11 protein-coding genes and 1 riboswitch are annotated in these 17607 nt (G+C 44.4%); of the genes, 1 reads left to right on the top strand and 10 read right to left on the bottom strand.

The features are described 5' to 3' along the window. Positions 1 to 165 precede the first annotated feature (165 nt). The 6 genes from V6669_RS16290 to V6669_RS16265 form a co-directional block, all read right to left on the bottom strand. Positions 166 to 1851 (bottom strand): CotH kinase family protein, encoded by a 1686-nt coding sequence (locus V6669_RS16290; protein ID WP_338586935.1) that lies wholly within the window; start codon positions 1849 to 1851, stop codon positions 166 to 168. A gap of 124 nt (positions 1852 to 1975) precedes the next feature. Beyond that, positions 1976 to 2635: a thiaminase II gene (tenA, locus tag V6669_RS16285; protein ID WP_338586934.1), complete on the bottom strand. Its 660-nt coding sequence runs from the start codon at positions 2633 to 2635 to the stop codon at positions 1976 to 1978. A 115-nt stretch (positions 2636 to 2750) separates the two neighbouring features. After that, positions 2751 to 2848: riboswitch (TPP riboswitch) on the bottom strand. A 206-nt stretch (positions 2849 to 3054) separates the two neighbouring features. Then, positions 3055 to 5727 carry an endo-1,4-beta-xylanase gene (locus tag V6669_RS16280; protein ID WP_338586932.1) on the bottom strand — a complete coding sequence of 891 codons (2673 nt, stop codon included), beginning with the start codon at positions 5725 to 5727 and terminating at the stop codon, positions 3055 to 3057. Between the two features lie 368 nt (positions 5728 to 6095). Beyond that, on the bottom strand, positions 6096 to 6947 hold the full coding sequence (locus V6669_RS16275; RefSeq protein WP_338586931.1) for a PRD domain-containing protein: 852 nt from the start codon (positions 6945 to 6947) through the stop codon (positions 6096 to 6098). A gap of 17 nt (positions 6948 to 6964) precedes the next feature. Next, the gene (locus V6669_RS16270; RefSeq protein WP_338586930.1) at positions 6965 to 8407 is read right to left on the bottom strand and encodes a glycoside hydrolase family 1 protein; all 1443 of its coding nucleotides are present in this window, start codon (positions 8405 to 8407) and stop codon (positions 6965 to 6967) included. 60 nt (positions 8408 to 8467) lie between these two features. Next, positions 8468 to 10426, bottom strand: a complete 1959-nt coding sequence (locus V6669_RS16265) for a beta-glucoside-specific PTS transporter subunit IIABC (protein WP_338586929.1) — start codon at positions 10424 to 10426, stop codon at positions 8468 to 8470. Between the two features lie 404 nt (positions 10427 to 10830). Here V6669_RS16265 and V6669_RS16260 point away from each other — a divergent pair, with 404 nt between their 5' ends. After that, the gene (locus V6669_RS16260; RefSeq protein WP_338586928.1) at positions 10831 to 12051 is read left to right on the top strand and encodes a cytochrome P450; all 1221 of its coding nucleotides are present in this window, start codon (positions 10831 to 10833) and stop codon (positions 12049 to 12051) included. 71 nt (positions 12052 to 12122) lie between these two features. Here V6669_RS16260 and V6669_RS16255 read toward each other — a convergent pair whose 3' ends face one another. The 4 genes from V6669_RS16255 to V6669_RS16240 all read right to left on the bottom strand — a co-directional run bounded on the left by V6669_RS16255 (position 12123) and on the right by V6669_RS16240 (position 17421). After that, positions 12123 to 13529 carry a glycoside-pentoside-hexuronide (GPH):cation symporter gene (locus tag V6669_RS16255; protein WP_338586927.1) on the bottom strand — a complete coding sequence of 469 codons (1407 nt, stop codon included), beginning with the start codon at positions 13527 to 13529 and terminating at the stop codon, positions 12123 to 12125. A gap of 289 nt (positions 13530 to 13818) precedes the next feature. Beyond that, on the bottom strand, positions 13819 to 14592 hold the full coding sequence (locus V6669_RS16250; RefSeq protein ID WP_338594972.1) for a glucose 1-dehydrogenase: 774 nt from the start codon (positions 14590 to 14592) through the stop codon (positions 13819 to 13821). A 378-nt stretch (positions 14593 to 14970) separates the two neighbouring features. Then, positions 14971 to 15984, bottom strand: a complete 1014-nt coding sequence (locus V6669_RS16245) for an alpha/beta hydrolase (RefSeq protein WP_338586926.1) — start codon at positions 15982 to 15984, stop codon at positions 14971 to 14973. A gap of 204 nt (positions 15985 to 16188) precedes the next feature. Then, positions 16189 to 17421: a cytochrome P450 gene (locus V6669_RS16240; protein WP_338586924.1), complete on the bottom strand. Its 1233-nt coding sequence runs from the start codon at positions 17419 to 17421 to the stop codon at positions 16189 to 16191. Positions 17422 to 17607 lie beyond the last annotated feature (186 nt).

Genomic DNA, 17607 nt, shown 5'->3' with positions numbered 1-17607 from the left:
CTACGTGTTTTTGAAAATGTCCAAGGAACAAAAAACCAATGCGAACGACAAAATGTCGGTACGCATTGGTTTTATTAAATTTCAGGCTATCCGTCTACTTCAATGTCCGATCTTTTGCTGATCGCTGAACTCATCTTGATTATCTGTTCGCTTTACGTAAGTCACTTATTTTCCATCCTGAGACTGATTACTCTCTGCAGCTTCACGACCGCGACCTCCCATGCCTCCTCGAGTATTATTTTCAGCCAGTTTGGACAGGTCAACCGAAGAAGCATCAATCAGTGAATCCGAGTCCTCTTTTTGTTTCTCGGTCGTGGAAGGGATATCTCCGTCCAGTTGCCCTTGTATACTTTCTGCACGCAGAGAGCCAAGTTTGGTCAATTCTGTAACAGCTTCCTCGTACTTATCATACGTAATAAAAGCTGTAGGGTCTTGCTTCACATATTCCGAGATCATGTTGTTCAGGCTTTGCATTTTTTCTTCAAATTTGCCGTCTGCGAAGTATCCATCTACGATCTCCTGCAAATATTCATGATACTTGGCCTTATACTCCGGAACCTCAAGGAGCTTTCCTAAAATTGGACGTTCATCCAGGCTGACCCCTGATACCGGGGTATCAATTGCCAGATTCACGACATCGGATGCAGAGCCAGCTTGAAATCCACCGAAGGCCATGTTGTAGTCCCAGGGCAACATGCTGATCTGTCCATCGTTTTCATACAGATAATAGTTATGTCCCATGTTGGACGTGTAACTGTCCATATTGACAACGACCGTGTGGGCCGCAAAATATCTCAGAACTTCGTCCACATCCACATATTTCTCCAGTTCGGTACCTGTGCTCAAGTTTTTGAGCGATTCAATGACACGCTGATAATCTTCCTCTGTTGTTTTGGTCTCAGCATTGTCGAAGATGGCGGAGTAACTGGATGATTTGTCATCGGTATACACCAATGAAACACCATTGCCGCTTCCATCCATACCACCTGGACCACGGTTACCCTTAATCCCTGCTTCCGGTAGTGTATTCGCTCCATCTTCCCCTGTCCCGCTGTTCATATTCGGCGGACTTGCACCATCCGGTGGCGCCATACCTTCAGTAGGAGGCTGCATATCTCCATACCCTTGTGCAAAAGGATTGCCATCTGGCCCTCCCATTCCTCCTGCCCCCATGTTGTCATCATTGTTCGGCTTGTAAAGTTCACCCTCATCATTCTTGGCTCGGGCGAGATATCCGCTGTCAATGTCTTCAACAGCCAGGTACAAACCCCAAGTATCTCCATTTACACTAATATTGGAGAATGCGAATAAAGGTGCATCTACGCCAATATAACTCATGATGTCATAACTCAAGTATTCCTTCATATAACTATTGTCGCTAATCATGTTGTTCACAACGAGCTTGTCCAACCCCATCCAAGTTTGATCCTTAACATACTCATCAAATTTGATTTTGAAACTATATCGATCCGTTGTATCATCGCTAGCGACTTGTCGAAGGCTGGAGTTACCCTTTGGACGAATTCCGACGTTTTCAATCGTTGTTCCGTTAATCGTAATATTAGCTGAGATGTACTGCTCCTCATTTGCATTATCCAGCATCTCTTTCCATGCCGCTTCATCCACATCAATCGAAATGGACATAACCTCATTTTTGTTGATTTGATCGGCATACCCTACTGTCTGCGCAGTATTCTCCGTTTTACTCTGATTATCCGTATTCGTTTGTTCTGTTTCAGTCGAATTACTTTCCGAGTCCACACTTCCTTGATTAGTCGAGCTGCATGCCGTCAGCATTGCAGTACATAACACCGCTACACCGATAAATTTAGGCCATTTGTATATACTCATTGCCATCACCTCATGATTGTTGTTAAATCTTTTTATATGTAATCATCATAGATGGCAATTCTTAAATGAATCTGAATGAGTGGCGTCATATGGTACTCTCTAATTGAATGAACGACCAGTGAACTTAAGGCTCCAGCCTCCATGACATCTCCCAAAAATCAAGCTCAAAGCGACTGCACATCACGAAAATATCTTCCATTCGTTGGTACGTTTCCTCGCTACAGCCTTCTAATAGCTTATCCGTTAACGCCACAAGGGATTGATTGTTGCTGTTGTATTCAGAGGAAGCATATCCTGTGATCCACTCTCCGTAAAAAGGATGATCAGCTGCACCTGGCTTTTGGGAAAGAACTTGACCGATCTCTGCATAGCTCCACGAGCAGGCCAGAATCGATACAAGTACTTCTGCTATACCGCCCGCATGGGAAACTGAGAGCATATAGTTTGTATAGGCTGCATTTTTCAGTGCAGGTTTTACCTGAAAAACATCATCCTCTGTAATTCCTAATCGCTCCATATAAGAACGATGAATTTTCATTTCACCATTCAGGATGTTATCTACGTTTTTACTAAAAAACTGCATCAATTTGGGGTCGTGCGACTTGACGATACCTAGTGCAAATACGCGGGCATAATCATACAGGTACAAGTAGTCTTGCAGCAAATAATAACGAAATTGTTCAACCTGTAAAGAACCATCCCCGATCCCTTTAACAAAGGGATGCTCAAGACATTCCTTCCACACAGGCTGTGCTGCCTGATATAGTCGCTCTGAAATAGTCAACGTGTGTTCCTCCAATTCATAATGTATGTATTTAAAAACAAAAAAACGAAACATCCATAGGATGTTTCGCAGACAAATACACTAAAACAAGGGGTACGCATGAGCTACCCAAGTACAGCGTTTCATCGTTGCATCCCTACGTTGGCATGATCCAAATCAGGTAAGGTCGGTTTAACACCCTCTCAGCCGGTTAAGGCTCCCTCGCAAACGGTTGTATGTAGTTGATTACTTTCTTGTTCCCATAAAAGAAAAAATAACATCCATTTAGTATATCAAGGGCTGTTAAATATAGTCAAGGCAGTTTGTATCCCACCTCATCAGCTTGAGTGACGTATGTAAACGATGAAAACCATCATAACAATGGTTGAGTTTTATCCACTGTTATGATGGTTTCTACTCTTACAATTACTGCCGATGGATTAATGCCCGAGTTTGTTCTTTCCGACAAAAGTGAGTATTCCGTACTGGGAAGTGTTTCTCCAGCTCTCATTGGTCGTATCATTCCACTTGGCTACGTTCTGTTTACCTCCGCCCTGGTTGTCGTTAATTTGAAGCTCGAAACCGAGGACATTTCCAGCCTTTGGCGTCAGTGAATTCAACTGGATTCTGGCTTCTACGAGGTATCCTTTATTCGTTTTCTTCACAGCGCTTACAAGACGTCCGGGTGAGGCACTGCCTGCAAAGGTTGCCACATTGTCTGCACTGATTCTGAACTGGGCATCATCATATTGAAAATACGGTGTGCGCTGGTGATTCTCGTCCAGGAAAATCTCAACCGAATCCTGATCCCATGGGTTGATACTATCTGTGATGATGTTTGGATCAGTGACATCGATTAGCAGATATAGATACTCACCTGACCACATTGCGCGAGCCACTGCCTCTGCACCTTCGGTCTGATTCAACCGTTTTACCTCAAATGGAACAGCCTTATTCCATAGGGCGTCTTTCTTCCCATCAATCTGAACAATTCCCTGCACAGCTTGTGCAGATTGGGGCATAGGTGCAAGTTGAATCACGCCGTATTTGCTTGTATCTTGTTCCTGAGATTGTGTTCGATCATTCCAGTACAGTGGATTATAAGGTTGTGTCCCACTTGCAGCGCCATCAGTCACACGGATATCCAAACCAACTTCATATCCTGAACCGACTTGTATACCACCCCATGGAATGTACAATTCAACCTGATATCCGGCTTTTGTCTCGCGTACACGATATGAACGCTGCTCCGCGCCCTCAGCTTTGCCCGACCGCTTAATGATTACGTGTCGGTCATCTGCTTCATAGGAAGTGGTCTTGCCATTATTGAGATCAACAAAGATGTCTACTTTGTCATTCACATCTGCATTCGCATCCTGAACATCCACAAGGATATACAAGTTACTTTGATCCCATAAGGTGCGGAAACTGGCTGATCCCGAAGAGTCACCCTTCAGTGGAGTAGACACCGCTTTGTTCCAGAGCGGATTTTGTGACTGTTTTTTGATATCCGGTTTACCCGAAAGTGAGACGGCTCTCTGTGTCAACACAGGCAAGCTGGATTCATCCACAAGTCCCCAGTATGCTTTTTTGGCCTTCAGGGCTGAATCAAACAGCATAGCCTGGTTGTTGTAAGACTTCTCATCTTGGAGTCCCCATAAGGTAACTGAAGAAATGTGATCTTTGTGTTTTTGGTACAAATCCAACAATTCCTTATATCGATACGCCTGTTTCACCGCAACTTCATCCGACATCTCTTCACCAAATGGAATTCCGCTATCCACATCCAGTTCCGTGATCTGAATATCCAATCCAAGTTCGACGAACATGTTGATCGTTTTTTCAATTTCGTCGATGGGCGGGGATTCCAGATTATAGTGGGATTGCAAACCCACTCCATCGATGAGTCCCTTCTCTTTCAGTCGTTTGACCAACTGATACATATGCTCTCTTTTCTCAGGGACTTCCGTGAAGTATTCGTTGTAGTATAATTTGGCATCCGGATCGGCTGCACGAGCAAATTCATAAGTTTTCTCAATGTAATCCGGACCGATTAGTTCATAAAAGGGACTTTTACGTAAACCGTTGGCATCACCATTGCTATCCGCAATCGCCTCGTTTACCACATCCCAGGCATAGATCTTACCTTTGTATCGGGTCATGACGGTTTCAACGTAATCCTGAATCCGGGCAAGCAGTAATTCTCGACTCGCAGGGTTACCCTGAGGATCCTTGAACATCCACTCTGCAGCATCAATATGCCACAACAACGCATGTGCGCGTACGCCCATACCATGCTCCTCAGCGAACTGAACATATTGATCGGCTGCCTCGAACTCATAAACACCTTCGGAAGGAGACATGTACTTCGGTTTCATCTCATAGGTTGCGGTCAAGCTGTTAAAGTGTTTGGTGAGCAGTTGTCCATATGCGCCTTCCAACTGCCAGCGATACACCGCTGCCCCAATGGGAAAATCATCTTGATACAGGTCTTCCAGAGACAGAATCTCTTCTTCTATCTCCAGTTGCTCGGCCAAAGTAAAAGATACATCGTCCACATAGAACGATAACGTATCTACACTATCTTCAGAGATGTAGGGTGTTTCGATAAACAAATTCAATTCAGTGGGATCATCGCTATACTGAAATTTTCCGGTGATCTTGTGCCATGTATTCCATTCTGCTTTGGTAATCTTCACGCTACCTATCGGGTTCCAGCTTTCGGCAGTTGTTTTTTTATATGTGGTGAGCTGTAGTGTTTGATCCGTGGTGGGCTGCTGGGTAAGTCTTACATATGCCATAATTTCATACTCTTGGTTACGCTCAAGCAGATCCTTCATGGATAGCATTGGTCCATGATAGGAGCGCTCACGGTTGGAAACTAGCATACTAGACTGGCCTTCGTGTGCTTCCTGTTGTGTCACTGTCAGCCTTTCGCTACCGATACGTGGAGTCCATCCCTGAAGTGTACCGTCTTCAAAGTTTGTGCTCAAATGACTTTCCTCCACTTCTGTAACTGCCTTGGATGCATGTGAGACATTCGAAAATGGAAGCATGGCGAGTACCAGCACAAGAACCAAGGCTGTTATATTCCATTGACCTAACCGTTTCATACAATTCCTCCTCATGATTTGGTCTAAGTATTTCTGAACGGATTAACATCCAGATAAATAGATTATAGTTATTTGGATAGCGCTTACATATAACAAATTTCCAATAATCATAATAAAAAGTTATCATTTGGTAATCTCATGTGAGTTTAGGAAGCTGGAGTTCGTTCGCGTGGAATATCAAAAAAGCCGCTACATATTTGCAAAAATAAAAGACCGTTTCCCGATAAAATACGAGAAAACGGTCATAGTTAAAAAGTATCTTTTTTCCTGTCTGCTAACAGGCATATAAACATGCTGGAAATCAAGGGCGTCAGATATTCAAAGAATCGCTTTCCCCAAAAATAAGGGAATATAACTTTAACTTTGTTTTATAATCGTCCCTCGTCACCCTGTTCCTCCTGCACAATTCGTGCAATGTGAATCATCAAATATAATAATTCCTCGTTTGATATGGAGATGTCCAGCATATTCTGCACGTAGGTTTTGATCATCTCCGCGCATTTGTATTCAAGCGGATGCTCCTTCACCATGTGTTGAAATATAAAATCTTTCGCCGAATTGCCTAGACGCCCTTCTTGTAAACGCTGGATGAAGAATTGCAGATGTGTGACGAGTCTCACATAATGGATAGAATTTTTGTTCAATTGCATATCAAAGGTGTATTGAATCAGGTTAAAAATATCTTTTAACATCTTAACGGATTGCATCGTGCGCTCCATATTCTGTTCATGCGTTTGGGCATTCACAAAATGAAAAGCGATATTCCCTGCTTCTTCTTCCGGCAGTTCAATACCCAATTCTAGATTCAGCATCTGAACGGCTTCAAGGCCCAGTTCGAATTCGACAGGATGAAACCTCTGGATCTCCCATAACATGCGATTCTGTAATGCTACACCTTTTTTCCATCGTTCAATGGCAAACGACAAGTGATCCATTAGCGTAAAGAAGATTTGGTCGTCAAGAGACAGCTTTTCTTTTGCATTGGTAATCAGTTTGTTTATGACATTCACATGTTTTTCTGGCATGTTTTCGATGGTTCGTACGTAAGCCAGGGCAGACGGATTATTTTGCAGAATGAATCGTTTCTGGATATGCTCCTCATCGAGTCGCTCGCCGACTTTGCCTTTGAATGCCAACCCTTTTCCCATGACAATCATCTCTTGTCCTTGTTCATCTTTGGTCAGAAGCAAGCTGTTATTTAATATTTTGATTACTCTCATGAATTCATCACGATCCTTTATTCTTTCGTGACCGCCTGATCCGAATTTCCGATACATCTGCCATTCTGTTTAATGACCTCTTGATACCACGAGAAGCTTTTCTTCTTCAAACGCTTCAAGTCTTTCAGATCCTGTTCACCGCGGTTTACATAGATCATTCCATAACGTTTCCCATACCCCTGATGTGTGCTTACCACGTCAATAACGGACCAAGGGCAATAACCAATCACATCTACTCCATCCGTTAGAGCCAGTCTGATCTGTTCCAGATGTTTCTCGATAAAATCAATCCGGTACGTATCGTTAATGGTGTAATCTGCCTCCAGTACATCTGGGGCTCCTATACCATTTTCCGTAATTAAAATCGGGAGACCATATCGTTCACATACCTTACGCAATGTCAGCCTTAGGCCAACCGGGTCAATGACCCAGCCATATGTCGTTTTTTCCGTATAAGGATTCTCCGCGGCCCGGTATACTCCCTGCTCGCCAAGCATAATTTGCTGATCACCCGCACGAGCTGTAACATCCGACGCATCACCCATACTGGCGGCAATGGTTGCCGTCGAGTAGTAGTTGATTGCTATCAGATCGGGGCGGCCAGACTGGATATCTTCCATGTCACCCTGCTCAATAACCGGCTCGATGCCGCGTTCCTGTAAATAACTCCAGAATAATGGATTATACCGTCCCCACACCGATAAGTCGAGAAAACCCCATCCACGAATCGTCTCCCAGTTATGAGCAGCGATTGCATCGGCTGGTCTGGAGGTTGCCTGGTACATGGATGTCATGTTTAATGCAGGACCAATCTTGCCTTGCGGGAGCATATCATGGAATAGTCGCATCGTTCTACCTTGAGCTACAAACATGTGATGATTTTGCTGATACAGTTCCTTACTGGAAGGCAGACGTCCGCCTTTTGGTGTACCAATAGCACCGGGATGGAGAATCATCGTATTTTGCTCATTAATGGTCAACCAATATTTCACTTTATGCCCGTAATGCTCAAACAAGATACGCCCATACTCGACAAAGGCATCGATCGTCCCCCGGTTGTTCCATCCTCCGGTTTTCTCAAGCTCGTAGGGTAAGTCGAAATGGTACATGGTCACAATGGGTTCAATACCATGGAGCAGCAATTCGTCAATTAATTGGTGATAAAAATCAAGTCCCTTCTCATTAACAGCCCCTGTGCCTGAAGGTAAGATTCGAGTCCATGCAATTGAAAAACGGTATGCTTTGAGGCCCAGCTCTGCAAAAAGCTTCACGTCTTCTCTGAATCGGTGATAGTGATCGCTTGCAACTGTGAAATCGGCGGTTCCAGCCGGATGATCACACATATCGATGACGGACAGGCCTTTGCCATCTTCGTTCCAAGCTCCCTCCACTTGATAGGCCGAGGTAGAGCCTCCCCACAGAAATTCATTGGGGAATGGTTTGATGTGTTGATATAACATCTCAAACACTCCTTCATTTTAAATGTTGATCAAGATATGTGACGGACCATATTACGGTTGTTACGAAAGGTGGATAATCGTCGCTCCAACCTCCACAGGGCTCTGTTTCTCCAGCTTAATGTCCGGGAAACGATCCGAATTGGCGATAATGATCGGGGTTATGACTTCATACCCTTCCGCCTTGATGGCATCGATATCAAAGCGGATCAACAAGTCACCCTGTTGTACCCGATCCCCTACTTTAATGGAAGAGTCGAAATGTCGCCCCTTCAGGTTGACGGTATCCACTCCAATATGAATGAGCACCTCTTCTCCATCATAACCGTTTAATTTGACCGCATGTTTGGAGTCCATGAAAGCCGTAACTTCACCTGCGATTGGTGCATACAGTTCTCCTTTGGCAGGAATAATGGCAGCACCCTTACCCAGTAATCCCAAAGAGAAGACATCGTCTGGTACACGGTCTAGATGGACTAATTCCCCTTGCATCGGGCTGGCGATCGTAAGTGGGCGTAATTCATTTTGGCTCAGTACATTTGCATTTGTTATTGTAGAAGACTGTGTGTTTGGGCTGTTGTCTTGAACAGGCTGCCCGGAAAGTGTCTTGTCATCGTTAACGTTGGTATTTCCTTCTTCTTCATCGTCCACTGGATCTTCAAAACCAATGATCCATGTCAGAGCAAAGGTAACGATAAAAGCGATGAGACAAGTCACAATGGCATGAACGATGTTCATCGGATTGCTGCCAATGAATGCAGGTAACGCGGCAAGACCCGGAGAAACGAAGGCATAACGTACTAATCCAGTCAGACCAGCATATATCCCTGCTACACCACCACCAATCATTGCGGCAATTAAGGGTTTCTTCAGTTTCAAAGTTACACCGTACAAGGATGGTTCCGTGATGCCCAGTACGGCGGTGAAACCGGATGAAGCAGCGAGCTGTTTCAGTTTTTTGTTTTTTGTTTTTAATGCTACAGCAAGGGTGGCCCCACCTTGAGCAATATTGGACGCGAGCATTCCCGGACCGTTGATCATTTCATATCCATTTTTGGTTAGTTGGCTAGTTGCAATCGGCGTCATCGCCCATGCAGTGCCTGTTACGATCAGGAATGGTTGCAAAGTTCCCATTAACAAAGGAATCAGCCAACTGGCTCTGGCATTAATCGCTTCTGCACCCATGGCAACCAGATCATTCAGGTACGTTCCGAAAGGTCCAATCGCCACCAATGCAAGTGGTGCTGTAATCAACAGCACAATCATTGGTTTCGTGAAAAATTTGATCATTGAAGGCGATACCCGATCCGCGAAACGTTCAATATAGGACATGAGCCAAACGACGATAATAATCGGCAGCACGGAGCCCGCGTAATCGGTTAGTCGAACTGGAACACCGATGAAAAACACGTCTTTTCCTTCCGCCATAAGGGCGCTCCATCCGGGGTGTAACAACACGCCGGCAACTGTCATCGCCAGAATGGGACTAGTTTCAAATTTAATGGAAGCTCCATAAGCCAGCAGAATAGGCATGAAATAAAAAGCCGCGTCCGCAATGGTATTAAGGATATAGTAGTTTTGGCTTTCCGTCGTTACAAGGCCTGTCAGCACAAGTACGGCTAATATCGCTTTGATCATACCCGCGCCAATGATTGCCGGAATGACCGGAGTAAATGTCGTTGAGATTACGCTGATGAATCTGGAGATCCAACTCTGTTTTTGTTTTGGTCCGTTATTTTTGCCAGAAGCCGATTTGGAGTCCGCACTTCGGGTTGCAGAACCCATCTGTTGAGTGATAACACGATAGACCTGTTGCACCTCATTGCCCACGACAACCTGGTATTGCCCGCCATTATTCACAACGGTAATGACACCTGGAAGTGCTTTAAGCTTTTCTGTCTCTGCTTTGGAGATGTCGTGCAGTTCGAACCGCAGTCGGGTTGCGCAGTGCGTAAGCCGGGCGATGTTGTCTTTTTTTCCAACCAACTCCGTAATCTCTTGTCCCAATTTGCGATAATCCATACGTTTGCCTCATTTCTGAATTTGGATATAAAAAAAGACCAAAACGATATGCTTCCCCTACTCACATAAGGAAAATGCAAAATCATTTTGGTCATGCCTGCTTTACCAGTAACAGCCAAACACTGCTAATATTCAATTCGTTATCGATGTAAACGTTTACTGGATCATAATATCACACAATAAATTAGTTAGCAATCACTTTATTCGACATTTTTCTGCATTTTGATATGAAAATTTTTCTCCATCTGCGACCCTAAGAATAGCTCTAAATAATTAATATTGAGTAAAAAATTTCATTTAATTGATAAATAAGTATGATTTATGTTAAGTTTTATTTAAATAATGATAGATTGACTATCATTATTTAGTGATTTTCAATCTACTTAAAAGGATGGCGAGGAGACATGCGGACTGATAACAGATCGATCGTTATTCATCAGGTATCGAATTTAGAGACAACTGAAGAACTTTGGAATCCATATGCTTACTATGAGGACATGCTGGAGAATCATCCCATTTATTTTGACGAGGAGCAGCAGGTATGGAATCTGTATCGTTATGATGATGTCAATACCGTTTTAACAGACTGGAAACGGTTCTCCAGTGTACGTAAACGGAGTGTATCCCCGGTTCCACCGGTAGTTACCCGAGTGGACATCAATTCTGTCGATCCCCCTGTTCAACGTGATATTAGAAAGTTAGTCTCTAGTGCCTTCACCCCACGTCAGTTAAAAACCTGGGAGCCTCAAATTGCGGCTATCGTTGATGAGTTAATGCTTGAGATGAAGGCAAAAGATGATGTGGACATCGTTCGAGACTTAGGGGTCCCACTTCCTGTTACTGTCATTGCCGATCTGCTTGGGGTGGAGAGGCAACACCGCGCACAGATCAAAGCCTGGTCTGACATGTTATTTTTCCCCAATGCTGCAGGTAATGAGCAGGAGCAGATAAATGCGAAGTATGCGGCTATGCAGGAATTTAACGAATTTTTGCTCCCCATTGTTCAGCAGAAGAGAAAGCATCCTGCCGAGGACATTATTTCCGATCTCACACTTGCCGAGCTGGATGGGGATCAGCTGACCGATGAAGAGGTTGTTACCTTTAGCTTGGGGCTGCTTGCTGCTGGGAACGAAACTACGACCAACATGATAAACAGCCTGTTCTACAGTTTTATGTATGATCAACCCGGAATCTATCAGGATATTGCCGCAGATCCAGAGTTGATAGAGAATACCGTGGAAGAATCATTAAGGTATCGTTTTCCAACGACACTGGATCGTGTGCTAACAGAGGATACGGACATCCTGGGCGTTCCTATGAAAAAAGGAGACGTTGTGTTAACCTGGCTGGGTGCAGCGAACAATGACCCTAGACATTTTCCCGAACCTTCCCGCTTTGATATCTACCGTCCCAACAGCAATCGTCATCTAGCCTTCGGCAAAGGACCTCACTTTTGTCTGGGCGCTCCATTGGCCAGGCTAGAGGGCCAACTGGTGCTGAGAGGGTTCGCGAATCACTTTTCCGATATTACTGCAAAAATCAAATTTGATGCGGTAAGCCAGCTCTACCCGGGTACACAAACTCTTCAAAATCTGCCGGCCATCTTAACACCCAAGCTTTTTTGAACTAATTGTATCAACATAAAAGTGCCCTTACACACAAGCGATTGGCTGTGTGTAAGGGCAACTTTATGTTATTATGCCTTTCTTCTATCTTCAAGCTCTCTAATAATGGTTGGATATTCCTTGTCCAGCTTGTTTTTATAAAGGAATACTGCTAGAAGAATGAATACAACAATCGGGACGTATATATTCAACGCAATGATGGCCTGCTTGGCTCCTTCTCCTTGGGTTGTGGCTTGTTCAACATATCCTCCCAGTGCGAGGAACCATCCAATCATAGCTGTACCAATGGCTGTGCCTACTTTTGAACCGAAACCGATTACACTATTCGTCAAACCAACGAGTCTTTTGTTAAATTTCCATTCACCGTATTCAATCGTGTCTGTAACCAGTGCTCCACCTACTGCCATGAGTGGAATCGTACCAAGCGTTTGGAAGATTGAACAGATCAGACCCAATGTAATGCTCTCTGGAGCGACTAACCGAACAGCTGCTCCGAGGAATCCGATAACAATACCGCCAAGGGCCGTGGCACGCTTGCCGTAACGTTTGATAAACGGTCCGGATAAGGCAAATCCGATAATTACGGGAATCAAACCAATAGCGCCCATGATGCCGATCAGGCTGACATTACCCCAAATGTACTTGGCATAATAACTTCCTGCTGCTACACCCAGAGCAAACAAAATGTTGGCGAGAGCCATTACGAAGAACATGTACACCCAGTATTTATTGGCAAAAAGCAATTTCAGTCCTTCACGAATCGGCGTTTTATCCTGAAACATACCGAGTTCGTCCAGTTGAACATTATTGTACTTTTCTTTATTGGACAGGAATGCAATGAAGATCCCGATTGCTGCAACACCAGCAAAAATTGCTGCGAGCAACGTCCAGTCACTTCTGCTATTCCCCATGGCTGTAACGACTGGAACAAATGCAACGGCAACAACCATACCTGCCAAATACCCGCTGCTTGAACGGATGATACCCATTAAGGAACGCTCGTAACTGTTACGCGTTGTTAACGCCATCAAGCTGGTATATGGAATCGAGGTTGGAGTGAACACCAAAATGTAGAACACAAGATTCGTAATAATCGCATATATGATTTTGCCTGTGGAACTTATATCCGGCACGGAAAACATTAAGAATAATGAGATGAACATTGGAATGGTCATCCATAACAACCAGGGACGGGCTTGCCCATATTTGGTTTTGGTTCGATCTACCAGTACACCCATACCGATGTCTGCAAACGCATCCAAAACTTTGGTCAGCAGCATTACTGTACCGACTACAGCGGCAGATACACCAACGACATCCGTATAATAATACGTGATCAAACCTAACAATCCACTTGAAATGTTTAACCCGAACTGTCCCATTGAATCACCAATTAACTTTTTCGTTGGTATTTCCCGGGGTGGCTGAGTCGGCGTATTATCTACTTTAATATGCTTCTCATTCACTGCAACTCCCATAACACTCGCCTCCGTTACTCTTCATGTTGAATTTCTCTTCCTCTTCTATACTTTCATTTTATGTCCTGGCACATATAACAGATATAGCGCATTGTTAAGATCAAATAACGCAATCCAAACAGAAAGTATTGCTGCTGTTTGAACGACAAAAAAACTGATTCAGGTATGCTGAATCAGTTTTTTGTCTTTATATTTTATGCACGATTCTTATGAATAAAATGAAACGAAATAGATCAGGAATCTGCTTTAAAATCGCTAGAAACATGATCGAAAGACTTGCTGTTCATCCTTAAAGTGTCAATCCACCGTCTGCTACAATGATGGAGCCTGTCATATAACTGGAGCCGTCCGATGCCAAGAATGCAACGAGTTCAGCAAGCTCCTCCGGCTCTGCAAAACGCCCAATTCTCATATTCGGGAATTCTTCAGGCATGTAGTCGCTCTCTTGCAACATTTGTGGAACAGCTGCGGTCAGCGTAGTGGCTACACCCCCAGGGCAGATGGCATTCACACGAATGCCTTTTCTGACGTACTCAATCGCTGCGGCTTTTGTCAATCCAGCAACACCGTGTTTACTCGCTGTATAAGCGGCCAGACTATGCTCAGCGCGAAGTGCTGTTGTTGATGCGGTATTAATCACGTGGCCATAGCCTTGTTGAACCATCACGTTGAGAGCGTGCTTCATCCCCAGGAAGATCCCTTTCAGGTTAACGTCGATGATTCGTGAGAAATCGTTTAGAGACGTTTCGTGAAACGGTTGGAACTTCTGAATGATGCCTGCATTGTTGAACGCGACATCGATTTTACCAAATGTTTCAACTGCTTTTTGAATATAGTTTTTTACATCCTCTTCCTTGGATACATCGGCTTGAACAAAAATCGCCTCGCCATCTTGTTCTTTCACAAGCTCAAGTGTCTCTTCCCCTGTTGTTACGTTGTAATCCACCAGAACAAGCTTTGCTCCTCTCGATGCCATCAACACTGCACTTGCTCGGCCAATACCACTGCCAGCGCCTGTGATGGTAATCACTTTGCCTGCCAGCGAATCGGATTTGAGGTTCATAGCTTTGCTCGTTTTAGGAGCCGCTGCGGATTCGAAGGTTACGTTAGCAAGATCCGCTTTCAGTGCGGACAAAATGTCTTCTGGCAGATCAACCTGTGGAATGGCTGCGAGCTGGTCCAGCGTAAAATGGGAAGCCATTTTGAATGATGGCTCGTTAATGAATTCAGGCAGATGTTTGGTAAGCAATGCTGTTGCTTCATCATTATTCAATAGTTCCGAAATTTTAATGTTATCATTGTAAGTTGTCATAGTTGTTTCCTCCAGATTCTCTTTTTGATAGTTTAACTATTATATTGGTATAAATACTATCATTCCATGTCGATTTTTGCAATTCGTCGTTTTAATAGATTTGGAACGAATCCGAAAATGGTTAAAGGGTCATCCTGCTTCTGCTGTGTTGCCTTCAGGTTTTATCACTGAAATAGTCTTTAGCCCGTCGTTAAGCTGCTTCTGCTCTTCCTCAGTCAACAGGTCCCCGCCATAACTCAAAATCGTACGAAGTGGCACTCCCATCGCATCAGGATGTGGAGTTTCCCCGATTTCAGGGATAGCGGCAAGAATCAGCTTTTTACATTGATCGTTGTTCCATAAATGACCCAGCTTCACATCGAGACTGTACTCGTGGACCTCTTCATCGAGAACAGGATCAATAGAAGAGGGAAATTCGCCAAACACACTGCTGACCCACCGTGTACATAGACCAAACCATTGGGCAACGGCAGGTTCAACCATACTCTGGAGACCCGAGGATGTTAGTGGACGGGCAAGGGACAGCCCATGGGTACCTGTAGGGAAAATATGCATTTCAAATGGAATATTCTTGCGGTTAAGCGCATCGGCAAACGAAAGGGAATTCTGTACAGGTACACGTCTGTCGTCAAACGTATGGAATAGGAACGCTGGTGGTGTAAGCTCGTCCACCTCCTGATCAACGCCTGGAACGGGCGCAGGGAAAATAGCACTCATCTCCTCCAGAATACAAGGATAACCAAGAATCATCGCATTAGGCCGAGTGGAACCCATCGTCCCCAACGCTGCAGCAAGATGGCCCCCTGCGGAGAAGCCGCATACCGCTATTTTTTGAGGATCAATGCTCCAGTCCGCACTGTTGGCCCGTATGAGAGTCAACGCTTCCTCCGCATCGTTCAATGGTTTCGGAAATACAGCATGCTGATTGAGCGAATATCGCAGAATGAAGACCTGGTAACCTTCAGCCAGAAAACCCATGGCAACGGGCTCAGCCTCTCGATCAGAACAAGCTCTATACCCTCCACCTGGAAGCACAAGTACCGCTGGCCGCTGTTTAATATTTGGCATCTCGGGTGAAGAATCCAGCAGGTAGGCGGTCAATGTGACGTTTGTATTGCTCAGGGTAACCGATTGTATGTTCATTTAAAATCTGTCTCCTTAACTCAGTGGATTGGCAGGGCTAAAAGGATACTTCTATTGTAGATTTCAAGTGAGACGATCGACTATAACGCGATGCAAAGATCGTGTAGCGTAATTCAAGCCCATTGCAGTCAAAGACAAAGAAAAAACCGCGAAATCGCGGTTAAGTAAGGCTATCCTGTCTTATAACGAATTATTGTAATTGGATTAAAAGGAAACCGGAAAATCGTACAGTCCGCGAATAATCATGCCTGGACGCCATTCCAGTGAATCAGGCTGTGTCTTAAATTGAATATCCGGAATTTTACGAAGCAATGCGTTAATAGCGATCTCTCCTTCAAGTCTGGCGAGCGGGGCTCCAAGACAAAAATGAACACCTTTACCAAAGGCAATATGATGATTGACCTTCCGTGTGATATCAAACGCATCCGGGTCAGCGAACTGATTCTCATCCCGGTTGGCTGAGGAAAAGGAAACAAAGAGCATGTCCCCCTTACGGATATGCTTGCCCCCGAATTCGACATCCTCTGTAGCCCAGCGAATATTACTCACCTCAGCAGGCCCGTTATATCGCAAGATCTCTTCAATAGTGGGTCCAATCATGTCTGGCTTCTCCAGCAGCAAACGCTTCTGCTCCGGATTTTCGAGCAAGGCCAGTATACCGTTGCCAATCAGATTTACAGTGGTTTCATGCCCTGCAATGATGAGGACAAAAACAAGGGCATACAACTCCTGTTCGGACAATACGTCCCCTTCCTCTTCTACATTGATGAGGTCACTAATCAGGTCCTCCTGAAGAGATTGTCTTCGTTCTGCAATGAGCTTCTGCAAATATTCGACAAAGGCACGCATGACTTGATCACTCTGTTCACTCATTTCTGGGTTATTGAAACCTTCCATAATTGTATTGGACCATTCACGGAACTGCTCTTGATCCTCGTGAGGAACCCCTAACATCTCACAGATTACAATGATTGGCAGAGGAAAGGCGTAGTCCTCGATCAGATTCATTTCTCTTTTACCTGTGGCGAGTACACCATCAAGCAAATCTTCACTAATTTCATGGATGCGACCTCGGAGACGTTCAATCATACGTGGTGTAAAGGCCTTCTGGATCAACCTTCTCAACCGACGATGGTCCTCTGGCGTCACACTAAGCAAGTTGCGAGAGATAATCTCCTGATGCGTTGGGACTGAGCCGTCAGCTTCTCCCATGTACGGAGAGTTGGTTACAAAGCGTTTGTTGTCCTGCAAAATGGCAGAAGCATCATCGTAGCCAGACACTAACCAGGCAAAGTGACCGCTCGGCAGAAGAAAACGGTGAACCGGATCTTCTGTACGCAACTGTTCATATACCGGGAACGGATTTTGAATAAACGTTCTATCCATAAAATCAACCTTGGACTGGGGATCGTTTTTGCTCTCGTTTGTAAACATCATAACGCCTCCTAAATGATAGAGTGGATATCAATACAATATAGATTCTATCATTTCACCAATTCGCTTTCAAATTTTGATAAATTACTCATTTTCTGCTAATCAAAGATGCACACAAGATCAACTTGTGTGCATCGGGATGAGATGATTTGTATTTAAAGAAACGTCATTGTGTTTCGTTTTCGTATC

This window comes from Paenibacillus sp. Y5S-9 (assembly GCF_036894235.1).
Lineage (GTDB): Bacteria > Bacillota > Bacilli > Paenibacillales > Paenibacillaceae > Paenibacillus.
This window is presented reverse-complemented; position numbering and strand designations above follow the sequence as displayed.